The organism is Microbacterium sp. RD1 (assembly GCF_052220165.1).
GTDB lineage: Bacteria > Actinomycetota > Actinomycetes > Actinomycetales > Microbacteriaceae > Microbacterium.
Map to the genome: position 1 here is coordinate 1720395 of NZ_JBQPOL010000001.1, position 15756 is coordinate 1736150.

Here is a 15756-nt window from a genome sequence, read left to right on the forward strand (position 1 = left end):
GTCGTCGATGACTGATGGGGTGAGAGGGGATGGTCAGGGCCGGGGATGCAGCCGGAATCGTTCGTTCCAGCGCGTGGGCTCGCCGAGTGAGCGAGCAGATTCCCACCACGCCGCGGCATCGGGATCGGGGCCGGCGCAGAGGTCGAACTTTCGCCGGATGTCAGGCCAGGGCCACAGTGCGCCGCGCGGGGCGTCTGCGCGCTCACGGATGGTCCGGCCGTCTGTGGTGGTCGCTGTCACGACCGCGTACGCGTCATGCCAGTCGCGAACGCCGGTAGGCGGCGTTGCGCTGGTGTCGGCCGTCACCCGTGCGGCGAGACGCTGCACGAGGGGCCGGGCGAGTGCCTCGGGGGAGAACGATTCCACCGTCACGTCGTGGTCGACCAGTGCGAGCGAGACGAGCGCGGGAAGGCTGAACCGTGCTTGGTCGGGCGTCTGCGGATCGGGGTGGACGAGGGCATCCAGGCCGCCGGGCTCGACGACGACGGAGACCGACTCGATCATTCCGGGGTCGATCCGGAGACGTCGGGCAGCATCGATCGCGCACCGCGCTGCCGAGCAGGCGGGGTACGGCTTGAGGTCCGGCCCGTGCGTGCGAAGCGCCCAGGGGAGCTCGAGGCCGGCGGCGACCTGCGCGGCGTCGGCCCTTCGGCCGAACATGTCGAGCAGGCCTCCGGCGCCTCCGAGCGGATCGTCGCCCGCGGTGACGCCGCGGCGCGCCAGCACCGCCGACGAGAGACCGTCCGACGCGCTCTGCGCAACGGTGAGGGGTTTCGCCATGGCGCCGAAGTTGGCCAGCGAGCCGCCCGCGCGAGCCGTGGCCAGTCCCAATGCCGCGGAGGTCTGCTCCTCGCTGAGGCCGAGTAGGCGGGAGGCCGCCACGGCGGCCGTGAGGGGACCGATGAGGCCGGAGGCATGCCATCCGCGGGCGTAGGCGCTGCGAATGGGGAGCGTCGCGGCAAGGGCGTGCTCAACCTGGTACGCCACCGCGTACGCCTCGATCACCGCGCCCTGCGTGAGGTCGCGAGCGTCGCCGGCGGCGGCGATCACCGGAACGAGCGTTGCGCTCGGATGCGTGTACGCGCGTTCGGAGACGTCGTCGTAGTCGAGGACGTGCGCGGCGAAGCCGTTCAGGAGGGCCGCGGTCTGCATGTCGGTCCGGATGCCGCTCCCGTACACCTGACAGGGTCCCGCGGGCAGCGGATGCAGCGCGTCGACGAGAATACGGAAGGCCGGGAGCCGTGACCCTGCGATCGCGACGCCGACCGTGTCCGCGACCAGTGCGGCGACCCGCTCGGCGAGGGCTTCCCGGTCGTCGGTGATCGTGGCGGTGACGGCGAAGTGTGCGACCGCTGCAGTGAGGCCTGTCACCGTCGACCGGCCGTCTGATCGAGTGCCGCGTCGGCGCCGTACGCCACCGTCGCGTACCCGACCCGTTCCGAGCGTTGCACCTGCTCCAGGAGTGACCCGGACAGGTGCTCCCCGAGCACGTCGGTATTCCATGCCAGCCCGGCCAGGCACTCCCGCGCGAACACCGTTGCCGTCTGGGTGAGTTTCACGATGCCCGGATGCAGCTGCGCGAGGATGACCGGCTCCATGACGTTCAGCTCCAGCTCGCCGGCGCGCACGGCTGCCTCGACGACGTGATCGACGCCCGACATCTCCATCGCGACCTGCATGACGAGCTCCGGGATGGCCGGGTTGGTCTTGCCCGGCATGATCGACGATCCCGCCGAGACGGCGGGGAGCTGCACCTCGTTGAAGCCTCCGCGGGGTCCGGACGACAGCAACCGCAGGTCGCCGGCGATACGAGCCAGCGTCGCCGCCGCCTCGGCGACCGCATGACCGATGTCGGACATCGCATCGAGGTGGGCGAGCGCGTCGAAGTAGTCCTCCGACGGGCGCAGCGGCCGATCGACGACCTCGGCCAGGAGAACGACGGCGACCTCGCCGAAGCGGTCCGGCGCACCGGCTCCGGTTCCGACGGCGGTCGCCCCGAGAGGGACGCTCTGCAAGGCGAGGGCCGCTGCATCCAGTCGTCGCATCGCGCGGCGGACCGCAGATGCCTGACCGCGGTGGGTGTCGGCGACGTCCACCGGCAGGGCATCCCGAAGACAGGTGCGACCCAGTCGCTGCGTGCCCTCGTACTCGCTCGCTTTCGTCTCGAGAACGCCGGTGACCTCCTGCAGCGCGGCGATGAGGCGCTCGACGAGCACCATCGTGGAGATGGCGACCGCCGTGGGGTAGGTGTCGTTGGTCGACTGCGAGCGGTTCACGTGGTCGTTCGGATGCACACGCGCGTACTGTCCGCGCGCGTCCCCGAGCAGTTCGGATGCCCGGTTCGCCAGCACTTCATTGATGTTCATGTTGGTCGACACCCCGCCCCCGCCCTGGAGCACCGGGGAGGGGAACTCCTCGTTCCAACGGCCGGCGCGGACTTCTTCGCCGGCGACCCGGATCGCGTCCGCGACCTCCTCCTCGAGAAGTCCGTACGATGCGTTCGCGCGCGCGCACGCGATCTTCACCGCGGCGTAGGCCCGGAGAAGCTCGGTGAAGTCGCCGAGGCGAGGTCCCGCGAGCGGGTAGGCGCGCAGGGCGCGCACCGTGTGGACCCCGTACAGGGCGTCGGCGGGGATCTCGACAGAGCCGATCGCATCCCGCTCCACCCGCGTTCCGGCGGGCGGGTCGGTGCTGTGAGGGAGCGTGGCGGGGGAGCTCATGAGGCGTGTCCTGGCCGCAGCTTGATACCGGCGAGATCTTCGTACAGCTTCACGGGGCTCATCTCTCCGGCACGGGGGCCGTACGTGAGCGCTGCTCGGCGGTAGATCTGCTCCACCAGAGCCGACAGCTCGACGGAGACGCCGAGCTCGCGCCCGAGACTGACCGCGAGCCCCGAGTCCTTCGCCGCGAGCGACACCGCGAAGGACTCGTCGTAGTCGCCCTCGTACACGCAGACGATGTCCTTCTCGATGAGCGTGCTGTTCGAGGGGGACGCGGCGATCGTCTTACGCAGCAGCTCGACGTCGACGCCTGCCTTCGCGCCGAGCGTGAGGACTTCTGCGGTGGCGACGAGATGGGAGAACCACAACTGATTGCCGACGATCTTCGTGACATATCCCGCGCCGTGGGGGCCCATGTGGAACACCGTCTCGGGGCGGCCCAGAACATTGAACACCGGCCGGACCCGCTCCACGATCTCGCCGTCGCCGCCGACGAAGATCTGCAGTGTCCCCTCCGTGGCGCCGCGGACCATGCCGCTGACGGGGGCGTCGAGGCGGTGCACACCGCGGGAGTCCAGCGCCGTCTCGGCGACGAGTTGCGCGGTCTCGGGTGACGACGTCGACATGTCCACCCACACCGCGCCCGGGCGGAGCGCGGCGGCAGCGCCGTGGCGCAGCAGCACATCCTCGACCTGACGTGGACCGGGCAGCATCGTGATCAAGAGATCGGCGTCCGCGGCAGCGGACGCGGGGGAGTCAGCCCACCGCGCGCCCGCGGCAAGGTGCGGCGCGGCCGCGTCTCGTGAGATGTCGAAGACGCTGACGTCGCGGCCGTCTCTCAGGAGGTTCATGGCGATGGGCGCGCCCATGTTGCCGAGTCCGATGAATCCGATGCGCTCTGTGGTCATTGGTGTTGCTCCGTTGCGTAGGGGGATCTCAGCCGGGGTAGGAGAACGGGTCGGCCAGGTCGCCGTCGTCGTAGTTGACCCAGACGCTCTTCAGCCGGCTGTACTCGAGGATCGCCTCGATCCCGTTCTCCTTGCCGATTCCGCTCTGTTTGAAACCGCCGAAGGGGGACAGGGCGGACTCGTTGCGGTAGGTGTTCACCCAGACGATCCCGGCGTCCAGCGCGGCTGCCATCCGATGTGCGCGAGAGAGGTCAGATGTCCAGATGCCCGCGGCCAGCCCGAACTCGCTGTCGTTGGCCATCTCGAGAACCTCCTCCTCGGTCTCGAAGGGGATGACGCTCAGCACCGGTCCGAAGATCTCGGTGCGCGCCACCGACATGTCGTTGGTCACGCCGGTCAGCACCGTTGGCTCCAAGTACCACCCGCGATCGAACCCGTCCGGCCGGGTGCCGCCGAAGGCGACGACGGCGCCCTCCTCGACCCCCTGCGCGATGCAGCGGGTCACGTGGGCGTGCTGCGCCCCGTTGACGAGCGGGCCGAGCTCCGTCTCCGACTCCAGAGGATCGCCGATCGTGATGGCCCGTGCCCGTTCCACGATGCGCGCGACGATCTCGTCGTGCACGGATGAGTGGACGAACAGGCGTGAACCCGAGGTGCACATCTGGCCCGCGGCGGCGAAAACACCGGCCACCACGCCGGTGGCGACGTTGTCGAAGTTCGCGTCCGGGAAGACGATGCTCGGCGACTTCCCGCCGAGCTCCAGGCTGACCTTCGCCAGTCGTTCGCCTGCCCGGCCCGCGATCCGCCGGCCGACCGGAGTGCTGCCCGTGAACGCGACCTTCGCCACCCGGGGGTCGTCGACGAGGAGGTCGCCGATCTCGCGCCCGTGGCCGCTGATCGCGTTGACGACGCCCGCGGGGAAGCCGGCCTCGGTGAAGTAGGACGCGAGCAGCAGGCTGGCGGCACTCGTGTACTCGCTCGGCTTGAGGACCACGGTGTTGCCCATCGCGAGAGCCGGCGCCAGCTTCATCGCCGCGAGATACAGCGGGGAGTTCCACGCGGTGATCGCCACGACGACGCCGAGGGGTTCGCGGAGGGTGTAGTTGAGGGCGTCGCGTGCGACGCCCTGGATGAGGTCACCGCGCACCTTGTCGGCCAGGCCCGCGTAGAAGCGGAAATAGTCGGGGAGCGACCGCAGCTGCGCCTTCATCTCGCGCAGCAGCTTGCCATTGTCGCGCGCCTCGATCTCGGCGAGCTCATCGGCGTGGGATGCGACGACATCGGCGAGGCGGGAGAGCATCTGGCCGCGCTCGGTGGGGGTGGTTCTCGACCACGGGCCCCGCGTGAAGGCGGTATGCGCCGCGGTGATCGCCGCATCGACGTCGGGGGCGGTCGCCCGGGCCGCCTCGTACCAGGGCTCGCCGGTGACCGGGTTCTCGCTGGGGAAGAACGACGCTTCAGCCGGTTCGATCCATTCTCCGTCGATGAAGAGCCGATGGCGGGTGAGACTCACGTTGTCCTCCAAGTTGACTGGCTCGAAGAACATACCACTCAAGTGGATTTATGAGCAAACCAATTTATCGACCCTGTCCGTTCAGCATCTCCCGCCGGTAGATCACGAGGTGATCGCGCCAGATGTCGGCGGCGTCTCGGGTGCGGCCGTCGCGGACGGCCTCCACGAGTGCCCGGGCCTCCTCCAGATGTCCACGCACGGAGGCGTGAGATTCCAGTGCGCCTCGCTTGAGCTGCCGCCACATCGGTCCGTTCGTATAGCGGAGGGTTTCCCGCAGTGCGTTGGCGAGGATGGGGTTCTGAGCTGCGTCGGCAATGGCGAGGTGGAAGAAGTGGTCGTCGTAGTCCAGGCCGGCCTGGTCTCCCTGGGCTTCCAGTCGCTCCAGAGCCTGCTCGAGTGCCGCGACTGTCTCGGGTGTGCGCTTCGACGCTGCCAGGGCGGCGAGTTCGGGCTCGATCAGCATCCGTACCTCGAGGATCTGCGGCGGGAGGATCTGCTGACCCCACGACGCCAATTGGTCGGCGTTGGCGACGACCGTGGTGCCGCTGCCGTGCTGGGCGCTGACGATCCCGGCCAGCTCGAGCGTGGCCAACGCCTGACGCAGGCTCGACCGGCTCACCCCCAGGACCGACGCCAGCTCGCGCTCGGCGGGCAGTCGCGACCCGGTCGGATAGTCGCCGCGGGTGATGGCCGCGACGATTGACTCCGCGATCTGCGCGGGAACGCGCTTCTGCTGCAGCGGCTCGAACGTTCCGGGCTCGCTCGTCATTCTGATCCTCCCGATTGGGTTCCCCTGAGTACCAATGTACGCATGCCACGGGTCACGGACCACCAGGACGATCTGAGTCGATACCCGTTCCGGTGAGCTTCATCTGTCCCCGCATCAGGCTGACGATCAGGCCCGCACCGCCGGCGGCGGCGCGTGCAGGAGAGACGGCGTCGTCGGGGCCAGGGACGCCTCTCGGCGAGGTGGATCTCGTTCTCGCGGCTATGGCGGCGTGCAGCAGACTCGGAAATGGGCGCCGGATTCGGACATCGTCGGCCGGAGCATCCGAATCCGCGTGCGATCTCCTAGTTCGCCGTCCCCCGATCGGGCAGGGCCGGGCGCAGCGGATCTCGACCTGTTGCGGTGGGATGCGGCCTCGCCACTGTTGCCCCGAAAGCCCGCAGGAGCGGGTGCCCCAGTGTCGCGTCGGAACGGCCACGGCGGTCAGGATCAACACGACGCACCAGGCCTGAGGGCGAGAACGGCACATGCGGGCTCGGGAGGATAACCCCGCGATGCACGTCGAACGCTCGTCGCAGATCTGGACATCCGGACCACCGAGGCGTGATGCGCCTTTGAGCAGGCGTCGATTGTGCACGAGCGGTGCCGAGACAGTACGCTCACTACGTGCAAATGAGAATCGTTATCATTACCGGACTAGGGGCAGCGTCTTTGGCGCTTGCCGGGTGCGGCGCGACGTCCTCGGCAGGGAGCGCACCAGCCCCTGCGTCGACCGACGGCTACCCTCTCACCGTCGACAACTGCGACGCCGAGATCACGATCGACCACGCTCCCGAGCGAGCGGTCTCGCTGAACCAATCCGCGACCGAGATCCTGCTTGCCCTGGGGCTGGAAGATCGCATCGCGGGAACGTCCTATGAGACCGACCCCGTCCCCGACGAGGCTGCAGAGGCGTACGGCAGTATCCCGCTGCTCACGGACGGCGTCCTGGGGCACGAGAAGCTGCTCGAAGCCCGGCCGGACTTCGTGTACTCCTCCTTCGCCTCGTTCCTCACCGCCGAGAACGCCGGTGAGCGCGCCGAGCTGCAGGAGTTGGGCGTCCCGTCGTACCTGAGCGAGTTCGACTGCACGTACCACGCCGCCGTTGAAGGCGGAGCCACCTTCGACATGCTGTTCGACGAGATCGAGACCATCGCGCGGATCTTCGACGTTCCCGGTGCGGGTGCGGACGTCGTCGCTGCGCAGCAGGAGACCCTCGACGAGGGTCTCCAGATCGCGGAGTCGATCGAGGGCACGCCGAAGCTGGTGTGGTTCTATTCCACGGCGGCATCCGCGGCGACTCCCTCGGTGGCCGGCCCGGGTGGGCTCCCGCAGACCGTGACGGAGATGCTCGGCGCCGAGAACCTGTTCTCCGACGCCGCGACCAAGTGGCCTGAGGTGAGCTGGGACGAGGTCGCCGTCCGCAACCCGGACGTCATCGTGCTCGCCGACCTCACCCGTGGGTACCCCGGCGACACCGCCCAGGAGAAGATCGATTTTCTCAAGAGCGATCCGCTGACCTCGACGATGGATGCCGTCATCCACGACCGCTTCATCATCGTTCCCGGCCAGTACATGGACCCTTCGATTCACAGCGTTCAAGCCTTGCCCGTCGTGGCGCAGGGCATCGTGGATCTGGGGTGGGGCGGATGATCGGACAGATCAAGGCACTCATCCAGTCCTGGGATGACCAGCAGGCGGCGTACATCACGAACCGGGAGCAGCGTTTCGACGTCATGCTCGATGTGATCGCCCGCGTGTGCGACAGCTCCGCGACTTTCGGGGGCGACGGCACGGGTCTCACCGTCCTCGATCTCGCGTGCGGGCCGGGAAGCCTCTCGCAGCGCATTCTCGACCGGTTTCCCGCGGTCGATGTGATCGGCATCGACTACGACCCCGTGCTCCTCGCGCTGGCATCGGCCTGGCTGGGGGAGCGGCACGGGTCGCGTTTCACGCCGCTGGATGCTGACCTGGCCGCATCCGGATGGGCGTCCATGCTCCCGGCGGGGGGCGTGCACGTCGCCGTGTCCTCGACCGCGCTGCACTGGCTGGAGCCTTCGGAGCTCGTCGCGCTGTACGGCACGCTCGGCGGCGTGCTGCCAGAGGGCGGCGTCTTCATGGATGCCGACCACCTGCGGTACGACTCCGCCGCGCAGCCGATGCTGACCGAGCTCGCCGCTGCCGATGATGAACGCACTCGCCGTGCCGCGTACGGGCGTGGGGTGCAGACGTGGGATCAGTGGTGGGCGGATGCGGTCGCGCTTCCTCTCCTCGCGGAGCACAGCGAGGAACGCACACGCCGCTTCGCCGACCGGCCGCCCACTCCGCACGCACCGTTGGAGCTGCATCTGAGCGCTCTGCGCACCGCAGGATTCGTCGAGACCGGTGTGGTCTGGCGGCTCTACGACGACGTCGTGATCCTCGGGCGACGATGACGACGGTGGAGGTCGCGCCTGCGCCAGCGCGGCGTCCGCTGCGATCGTCCGCCATCATCGCTTGCTTCGTCGCGGCCCTCGCGGTGTCCGTTGTCGCGGCGGCCTTCGTCGGCACGGCGAACATCGGGTTCGCGGAGGTGTTCGGCATCGTTCTCCAGCATCTCGGCCTGGGCGCTCTGGCACCGGTACCCCCGGTTGCCCCCCTCATCGACGCGCTCATCTGGGAATCGCGCCTGCCGCGGGTTCTGCTTGCGGCGACCGTCGGGTCGGGTCTCGCCGTGGCTGGAGCCGTGCTGCAGTCGATCACCCGCAATCCGCTCGCCGAGCCGTACCTGCTCGGTGTCTCGTCGGGCGCGTCGACGGGCGCGGTCGCGGTGATGATCCTCGGGCTCGGCTCCGGAGCGGTCACGCTCTCGATGGGGGCGTTCGCCGGGGCGCTCCTCGCGTTCGGGATCGTCCTGCTCCTGATCGGTGGCGGTCGTGTGTCGAACCCGGCCAGGGTGGTGCTCACCGGCGTGCTCGTCTCGCAGTTCTTCTCGGCTGTCACCTCGCTCGTGCTGATGCTGAATGGCGACGCCGACTCGACCCGCGGATTCACGTACTGGCTGCTGGGCTCGCTCGGCGGCGCACGATGGGAGCCGCTGCTCGTCGCCTCGACCGTGATCGTGGTGTGCATGCTGCTGTGCCTGCTGTTCGCCCCTGCGCTCGACGCGTTCACTTTCGGCTGGGACACAGCGGCGTCGCTCGGCATCGATGTCGCCCGGGTTCGCGTGATCCTTATGGTGCTCACCGCGCTCATGACGGCCGCGGCGGTCGCGGCATCCGGAGCCATCGGCTTCATCGGACTGCTGGTGCCCCACATCGTCCGGTTGCTCGGCGGTCACGCCCATCGGATGCTGCTGCCGCTGTCGGCGCTCGGCGGCGCGGTCTTCCTGATCTGGGTGGATGCCTTCGCTCGCTCCGCATTCGCGCCGCACGAGATCCCGGTAGGAGTGGTCACCGCGCTCCTGGGCGCGCCGATGTTCGCCATCGTGCTCCGCAAGGCGGCCGCGCGATGACCGAACTGGCTGCGCGCGACGTCGTCTGGTCAGCCGGCGGTCGTCCGATCCTGAAGGGAATCACGCTCGAGGTGCGCTCCGGAGAGGTGCTCGGCCTGCTCGGCCCGAACGGCGCCGGCAAAACCTCGTTGCTGCGCGTCCTCGCCGGTCTCCGTCGGCCCGCGTCCGGAGACGTGCGGCTCGGCGGCGCCGACGTGGCGCGCATGCGCCGCAGAGCGCTCGCCCGGCGCCTCGCGATCGTCGAACAGTCTCCGGAGGTGCACGAGGACGTCACGGTCCAGGAGACCGTGGCTCTCGGCCGCACTCCGCACCGCCGTCGATTCGCGAATCTCGCTCGCGACGACCATCGTGCGATCGATCGCGCGCTCGTGCTCACCGGGCTGTCGACCTATCGCACGCGGACGTGGAGAAGCCTGTCCGGCGGGGAGCAGCAGCGAGCACAGCTCGCCCGCGCCCTGGCGCAGGAACCCGAGGTCATCCTCCTCGATGAGCCGACCAATCACCTCGACATCCGCTACCAGCTCGAGGTGCTCTCCCTGCTCTCATCGCTCGACATGACCGTGGTGACTGCGCTCCACGACCTGAACCTCGCTGCCCGGTACTGCGACTCGGTCACGGTGCTGCAGGACGGCGTGACCCGAGCATCGGGTGCGCCCCGCGAAGTGCTCACGGTCGAGATGCTGCGCCGGGTCTACGAAGTCGATGCCGTTGTCGAGACATCGGTGCACACCGGCGCGCCGGTCGCGACATATCTGGGGGGTGCGAAGGAGTCGAGGCTGCGCTGAGAGGTGCCCCGTTGCCCCGCGCAGTCGCTTCCCGGTTCGGCTCGCGAGCGTCGGCCCGCCGTGCGGGGCTCCGCTATCTGAGGGGTAGATCGAGTAGCTCGGCGAGAGAGCGCGCGACGTCGGCGGTTGCGGATATGCTCCGGGGCACGATGGTCGACCGCGCGACCAAGCCCGTACTGCACCTGGATACCGTCGCGGAATGGGAAGCCTGGCTGGAGTCGTCCCCGGATCCGACAGGGATCCGACTCCGACTGCGGAAAGCGGCCACGACGCAGCCGGGGATCACGTACGCCGAAGCCCTCGATGTCGCATTGTGCTTCGGATGGATCGATGGGCAGAAGCAATCCCTCGACGTCGACTACTTCCTGCAGACCTTCACGCCCCGACGACCGCGGAGTGTGTGGTCGAAGGTCAACATCGGTCACGTGAGCCGGCTGATCGAGGAAGATCGTATGCGCCCCCAGGGTCAGCTCGAAATCGACCGTGCCAAGGCGGACGGACGATGGGACCGGGCGTATCGGCAGCGCGACGGCGACCTGCCCGAAGAATTGCGGGCCGCGCTGGACGCGGACCCGAAGATCGCGACCGCGTTCGCGTCCCAGTCGGCGCAGAACCGGTTCGCGATGTCGTTCCGCGTGGCCAACCTGAAGCGGCCCGAGTCGCGAGCTGCACGCGTCGCAGAGTACGTCGAGATGCTGAAGCGAGGCGAGACCCTCCACTGACGCCGGTCGGATCGTCGCCTGGCAGTGGAGGACGTGTTCGCTGGCGCCACCGTCAGCGGTGGAGGGGCCCGGAAAGGTCGGATGCGATCACGGTGGGCCCCGTGGGGCTCGAACCCACGACCCGCGGATTAAAAGTCCGATGCTCTACCGACTGAGCTAGAGGCCCGTACCGTCCAGCCTACTGGGACCGGCGTGGTGCCACCGTCGAGATGACATGGTCTTCGCGAGCGCACATCGTGCGAGGGCGAACCGGGTGTGTGCTCGGTGATGGGATATGCGTTCGGTGCCGGCCCCGGTCGGCGCCGGCACGGGGGAGAGCAACGCGGCCGCCGTGCCCCCTCGCCAAAGACGGTCGGCGGCCGCGCGGTCCGGCGGACGGCGCTGCGTGGCAGCATCCGTGACCGGACATCTCACGCCCCATATGTCTTCGGATGCCGGCTAGAAACGGATTGGCGCGGCGCTGGCCAATCCGCAAACCACCTCGGACACGAACACAAGGGGAGGGCGGATGCGGGGGAGTGAGGCATGCTGGGGGATGTGGTGATCGACGGCGTTGAGGTGTCCGAAGACGCCGACGCCCCGGTCGATCACGTCGCCGTGCTCCTCGGGAAGGTCGCCGAGGGCGACCGGATCGCGTTCGCCGAGCTGTACGACATGCTCTCCTCGCGGGTGTTCGGCCTCATCCTGCGCGTGCTCGTCGACCGTTCGCAGAGTGAAGAAGTGCTGCAGGAGGTCTTCCTCGAGGTGTGGCAATCCGCTTCCCGGTTCGTTCCGAACAAAGGCCAGGGGAGATCGTGGCTCCTGACGATCGCGCATCGTCGGGCCGTCGACCGCGTGCGGTCGTCACAGGCGAGCTCCGACCGCGACATCCGGGCGGGCTTTCGTAACATCGAGGTTCCGCGCGACGATGTCGCGGAGAGTGTCGAGTTGCGACTGGAGGGCAAGAGGGTGGTGGAGGCGCTCGCGACGCTCCCCGAAGCGCAGCGCGAGGCGCTCACCCTCGCGTACTACGGCGGATACAGCCAGAGTGAGATCGCGGCGCTCGTCGGAGCGCCGCTGGGAACGATCAAGACACGGATGCGGGACGGACTGACCCGTTTGAGGAACGAGATGGGGGTGACCGCATGAACATGGACGACTTCGCCGAGCTGTCGGCTGCGGCCGCTCTCGGCGCTCTCGGCCCCGACGATCAGCGTGCCTTCGACGCCGCCCTGGCGGAGCATCCGGAGTGGGCAGACATCGTCGCGGCCGATGCGGCGACCGCCGCACAGCTCGCGGAGGCGGCTCCCGAGGTCGCACCGCCGCCGGCGATCCGCGATGCGCTGCTCGCGCGCATCGCTGCGCCGGCGCCGCATCCGGATGACGCGGAGGACTCCGCCGCAGCAGGCCCCGCCCCGGTCATGCCGGATGCTCCGACGGCCGGGTCGAGCGGATGGGGGGCACGTCGCTGGTTCGCGCTCGCCGCATCCGTCGTTCTTCTCGTCGCGCTCGGGTTCGGGGCTGTGACGGTCAGTCAGTTCCTCAATCGTCCGGCTGCCGTCGTGGCGATGGAGGAGATCCGGTCGGCTCCTGATGCGCAGTCGGCGCAGGTGGAGCTCGCCGAGGGCGGCGAAGCCACGGCGTACTGGTCGGCCGAGCGCGGGCAGGCGGTGCTCGTCGCCGACGGACTGCCGCGGATCGAGGACGATCGCACGTTCGAGATGTGGCTCATCAACGAAGATGCGGGCGCCGTGTCGGCGGGACTCTTCTCGACGGACGACGGCGACGCGACGGCCGTGCTGGCCGGGGAGTACCAGCCGGGCGACGTCATCGCGGTGACGGTCGAGCCCGCCGGGGGAGCGCCCGGCGGCGTCGCCACGGGCGAGCCGATCGTCGTCATCCCCACGGCGTAGCGCTCCCGCCCCTCTCTCTGTCTTGCGTCTTGCGTGAAGTGGCGGCTAAATCGCGCGCGGAGGCAGCCGATTCACGCAAGTGGCGGGGCGGGCGCGCGGCGGGGGTCGCGGACGGAACCCGCGGGTAGCCTGGAACGATGACCGATCAGCCGCGTGATTTCCACAAGCCGGTGCGCCGGCCCGCGGAGCTGTTCGACCGGCTCTTCGCCGCCGACGACCCGGCGGAGGTGTCGCGCGTCGCGCACAGCACCGCTCAGGCGCTCCTCTCCCGCGTGCGGGAGGATCCCTCCACGGATGTCGTCGGACGCCTGGTGTCGTTCACCGATCAGCACGGCATCGACGACATCGCCGAGCTGTGGTCACGGTCGCCCGCGCGCTCCCTCCCGGGCGCGCTGTGGCGGCTGTACCTGCTGCAGCTGATGATCCACGACGACCCCGCGACGGCGGCGCTGCTGTTCGAGCGCGGGCGCACGCAGATTCCATCCGTCGACCCTGTGGTCGTGGGCGCGCCGGCGCCGGCGAGTCCCGAGGAGCTCGTACAGCTCATCGACACGATCCTGCGCGGGCTCTTCGAGGGCGACTTCGCGGTGGCGCTGGAGCGGGCAGCGGCGTTCTGCCGCGTGCAGGCGGCCGGGGCGACGTATCTCGCCGACGACTACGAGCAGACGGAGTCCGACCGGGCGTCCGCGCTCACCACGCGGGCCCTGCGCCTTTCGACGTATGCCAACGACTTGGCCGCGTGCGCGGCGTTGTGGCGGCGCGAAGCGCTGACCTGACGCACCCGGGCACAGAGGTGCCGGGCCGCAGAACGCCCGGTGCCGGATGCCGCTTCGCGGGAGAGGCCTTCCGCGGCCCGGGCACAGAGGTGCCGGGCCGCAGAACGCCCGGTGCCGGATGCCGCTTCGCGGGAGAGGCCTTCCGCGGCCCGGGCACAGAGGTGCCGGGCCGCAGAACGCCCGGTGCCGGATGCCGCTTCGCGGGAGAGGCCTTCCGCGGCCCGGGCACAGAAGTGCCGGGCCGCAGAACGCCTCTCGGCGCGAGGCCGCTCAAAGCGGCAGAAGATGGAGCCCGGGGTTACTGCGGCCCGGCTATAGAAGTGTAACGGGTGAGGGCCGGGGGTATTCCCGGACCGTAGGCTCGGTGCATGGCCTGGAGCTACGCACTCGTGATCGACCCGGCGGCAGCGGATGACGCGCGCACCGATTTCGCCGGCTCGTTCACGCCGATCGACCCGACGGCGCCCGCCCTGAGCGTCGGCGAGCTTTCGACACAGCGCGGCGACGGCATCTTCGAGTCCATCGGTGTCGTCGACGGGCACGCACAGGAGACGCAGGCGCATCTCGAGCGCCTCGCGCACTCCGCGCGCCTGTGCGATCTGCCCGCGCCGCACCTGGAGCAGTGGCGGCAGGCCGTCGCGGCCGTCGCGCGCACCGCGGAGCCGGGAGAAAGCGTGCTGAAGCTCATCCTCAGCCGCGGCGTCGAGCACGGGCCGTCGCCGACCGCGTGGGTGACGCTCGCTCCCGCGCCCGACAACACGCGCGCGCGGGTCGACGGCATCCGCGTGGTGACGCTCGATCGCGGCTTCGACAGCGAAGCGCCCGCGCGCGCGCCGTGGCTGCTCCTCGGCGCGAAGACGCTGTCGTATGCGGTCAACATGGCGGCGATCCGCGAAGCGCGGCGGCGCGAGGCGGATGACGCGTTGTTCGTCTCGAGCGACGGCTTCGTGCTCGAGGGGCCGACCTCATCCGTGATCCTCCGCTTCGGCGATCGGTTCGTCACCCCCGAGCCCGGCGCCGGGATCCTTCACGGCACCACGCAGGTGAGCCTGTTCGAGCACCTGGCCGAGCGCGGCTTCGAGACGACCTACGAGCGTGTCGCCGCGTCCGCTCTCTCGAACGCGGATGCGGCGTGGCTGGTGTCGAGCGTGCGCCTGGCCGCACCCGTCCGCGCGATCGACGCCCGCCCGCTCGCGGTCGACGCGGACTTCACCGCGTCGCTGAACAGGTACCTGCTCTCCCCGCGCACGTAGCCCCGCTCATCCGCCCCCCAGCGCACACTCGATCCGCGAGCGCACATCGAATTCGGCCGTGCGGGATGTGCGCTCGGCGACGGGATGTGCGCTCGAGGTAGCGGCCGGGCGCGGCGGGCGGATGCGGCGGCTCAGCCGAAGCGGCCGGAGACGTAGTCCTCTGTTGCCTGCACCGACGGCGTGGTGAAGATCGTTGCGGTGTCGTCGTACTCGATGAGGTTGCCGGGCTTGCCGGTGCCGGCGATGTTGAAGAACGCCGTCTTGTCCGACACCCGCGAGGCCTGCTGCATGTTGTGCGTGACGATGACGACGGTGTAGTCGTTCTTCAGCTCCGCGATCAACTCCTCGATCGCGTACGTCGAGATCGGGTCGAGGGCCGAGCACGGCTCGTCCATGAGGATGACGTCGGGGGACACCGCGATCGCCCGTGCGATGCACAGGCGCTGCTGCTGGCCACCCGACAGGCCAGAGCCCGGCTTGTCGAGGCGATCCTTGACCTCGTTCCAAAGGTTCGCGCCCTTGAGCGACTTCTCCACGAGGGCGTCGCTGTCCGACTTCGACAGGCGGCGGTTGTTGAGCTTGACGCCGGCCAGCACGTTCTCGCGGATCGACATCGTGGGAAAGGGGTTCGGCCGCTGGAACACCATGCCCACCTGGCGCCGCACCAGCACCGGGTCAACGCCCGGGCCGTACAGGTCGTCGCCGTCCAGCAGCACCTGACCCTCCACGCGTGCGCGGGGGATCACCTCGTGCATGCGGTTGAGCGTGCGCAGGAACGTGGACTTGCCGCATCCGGACGGACCGATGAAGGCGGTGACGCTCCGCGGCTCGATCTGAAGGGAGACGCCCTCCACGGCGAGGAAGTCGCCGTAGTAGACGTTGAGGTCGTTTACTTCGATGCTCTTGGACACGAGTGTCTTCTTTCGGG

General features: G+C 69.3%; 15 protein-coding genes and 1 tRNA gene. 9 read left to right on the forward strand and 7 right to left on the reverse strand.

What is annotated here, in order from left to right; all coding sequences use genetic code 11:
• Positions 1-33 precede the first annotated feature (33 nt).
• The 5 genes from ACTU3I_RS08365 to ACTU3I_RS08385 all read right to left on the reverse strand — a co-directional run bounded on the left by ACTU3I_RS08365 (position 34) and on the right by ACTU3I_RS08385 (position 5910).
• Positions 34-1371, reverse strand: a complete 1338-nt coding sequence (locus ACTU3I_RS08365) for an MmgE/PrpD family protein (protein ID WP_442925201.1) — start codon at positions 1369-1371, stop codon at positions 34-36.
• On the reverse strand, positions 1368-2720 hold the full coding sequence (locus tag ACTU3I_RS08370; RefSeq protein ID WP_442925202.1) for a lyase family protein: 1353 nt from the start codon (positions 2718-2720) through the stop codon (positions 1368-1370). The genes ACTU3I_RS08365 and ACTU3I_RS08370 overlap by 4 nt, the downstream gene beginning before the upstream one ends.
• Positions 2717-3628 (reverse strand): NAD(P)-dependent oxidoreductase, encoded by a 912-nt coding sequence (locus ACTU3I_RS08375; protein WP_442925203.1) that lies wholly within the window; start codon positions 3626-3628, stop codon positions 2717-2719. Before ACTU3I_RS08375 ends, ACTU3I_RS08370 begins: the two co-directional genes overlap by 4 nt.
• 28 nt (positions 3629-3656) lie before the next feature.
• Positions 3657-5141: an aldehyde dehydrogenase gene (locus ACTU3I_RS08380; protein WP_442925204.1), complete on the reverse strand. Its 1485-nt coding sequence runs from the start codon at positions 5139-5141 to the stop codon at positions 3657-3659.
• A 64-nt stretch (positions 5142-5205) separates the two neighbouring features.
• Positions 5206-5910 carry a FadR/GntR family transcriptional regulator gene (locus ACTU3I_RS08385; RefSeq protein ID WP_442925205.1) on the reverse strand — a complete coding sequence of 235 codons (705 nt, stop codon included), beginning with the start codon at positions 5908-5910 and terminating at the stop codon, positions 5206-5208.
• Positions 5911-6579: 669 nt separating this feature from the next.
• Here ACTU3I_RS08385 and ACTU3I_RS08390 point away from each other — a divergent pair.
• From ACTU3I_RS08390 to ACTU3I_RS08410, 5 genes are all read left to right on the forward strand, one after another.
• Complete coding sequence (locus ACTU3I_RS08390) at positions 6580-7560, forward strand: ABC transporter substrate-binding protein (RefSeq protein ID WP_442925206.1); 981 nt, start codon at positions 6580-6582, stop codon at positions 7558-7560.
• Positions 7557-8342 carry a class I SAM-dependent methyltransferase gene (locus tag ACTU3I_RS08395; protein ID WP_442925207.1) on the forward strand — a complete coding sequence of 262 codons (786 nt, stop codon included), beginning with the start codon at positions 7557-7559 and terminating at the stop codon, positions 8340-8342. The genes ACTU3I_RS08390 and ACTU3I_RS08395 overlap by 4 nt, the downstream gene beginning before the upstream one ends.
• Positions 8339-9400, forward strand: a complete 1062-nt coding sequence (locus ACTU3I_RS08400; protein WP_442925208.1) for a FecCD family ABC transporter permease — start codon at positions 8339-8341, stop codon at positions 9398-9400. Before ACTU3I_RS08395 ends, ACTU3I_RS08400 begins: the two co-directional genes overlap by 4 nt.
• Positions 9397-10185, forward strand: coding sequence for an ABC transporter ATP-binding protein (locus ACTU3I_RS08405; protein WP_442925209.1), 789 nt, complete (start codon positions 9397-9399; stop codon positions 10183-10185). The genes ACTU3I_RS08400 and ACTU3I_RS08405 overlap by 4 nt, the downstream gene beginning before the upstream one ends.
• Positions 10186-10319: 134 nt before the next feature.
• Positions 10320-10907 carry a YdeI/OmpD-associated family protein gene (locus ACTU3I_RS08410; protein WP_442925210.1) on the forward strand — a complete coding sequence of 196 codons (588 nt, stop codon included), beginning with the start codon at positions 10320-10322 and terminating at the stop codon, positions 10905-10907.
• 93 nt (positions 10908-11000) lie between these two features.
• Here ACTU3I_RS08410 and ACTU3I_RS08415 read toward each other — a convergent pair.
• Positions 11001-11073, reverse strand: a tRNA-Lys gene (locus ACTU3I_RS08415).
• A gap of 359 nt (positions 11074-11432) precedes the next feature.
• On the opposite strand from ACTU3I_RS08415, the gene sigK reads away from it, so the two are divergent.
• The 4 genes from sigK (at position 11433) to ACTU3I_RS08435 (ending at position 14828) form a co-directional block, all read left to right on the forward strand.
• Entirely contained in the window at positions 11433-12035 is a 603-nt protein-coding gene (gene sigK / locus ACTU3I_RS08420; protein WP_442925211.1) for an ECF RNA polymerase sigma factor SigK, read from the forward strand.
• Positions 12032-12799 (forward strand): anti-sigma factor domain-containing protein, encoded by a 768-nt coding sequence (locus ACTU3I_RS08425; RefSeq protein ID WP_442925212.1) that lies wholly within the window; start codon positions 12032-12034, stop codon positions 12797-12799. The genes sigK and ACTU3I_RS08425 overlap by 4 nt, the downstream gene beginning before the upstream one ends.
• 137 nt (positions 12800-12936) lie before the next feature.
• A complete protein-coding gene (locus ACTU3I_RS08430; RefSeq protein ID WP_442925213.1) occupies positions 12937-13575 on the forward strand; it encodes a DNA-directed RNA polymerase subunit beta in 639 nt (212 codons plus the stop codon).
• 368 nt (positions 13576-13943) lie between these two features.
• Positions 13944-14828, forward strand: coding sequence for an aminodeoxychorismate lyase (locus tag ACTU3I_RS08435; protein WP_442925214.1), 885 nt, complete (start codon positions 13944-13946; stop codon positions 14826-14828).
• Between the two features lie 131 nt (positions 14829-14959).
• Here ACTU3I_RS08435 and pstB read toward each other — a convergent pair whose 3' ends face one another.
• On the reverse strand, positions 14960-15739 hold the full coding sequence (pstB, locus tag ACTU3I_RS08440) for a phosphate ABC transporter ATP-binding protein PstB (RefSeq protein ID WP_442925215.1): 780 nt from the start codon (positions 15737-15739) through the stop codon (positions 14960-14962).
• Positions 15740-15756 lie beyond the last annotated feature (17 nt).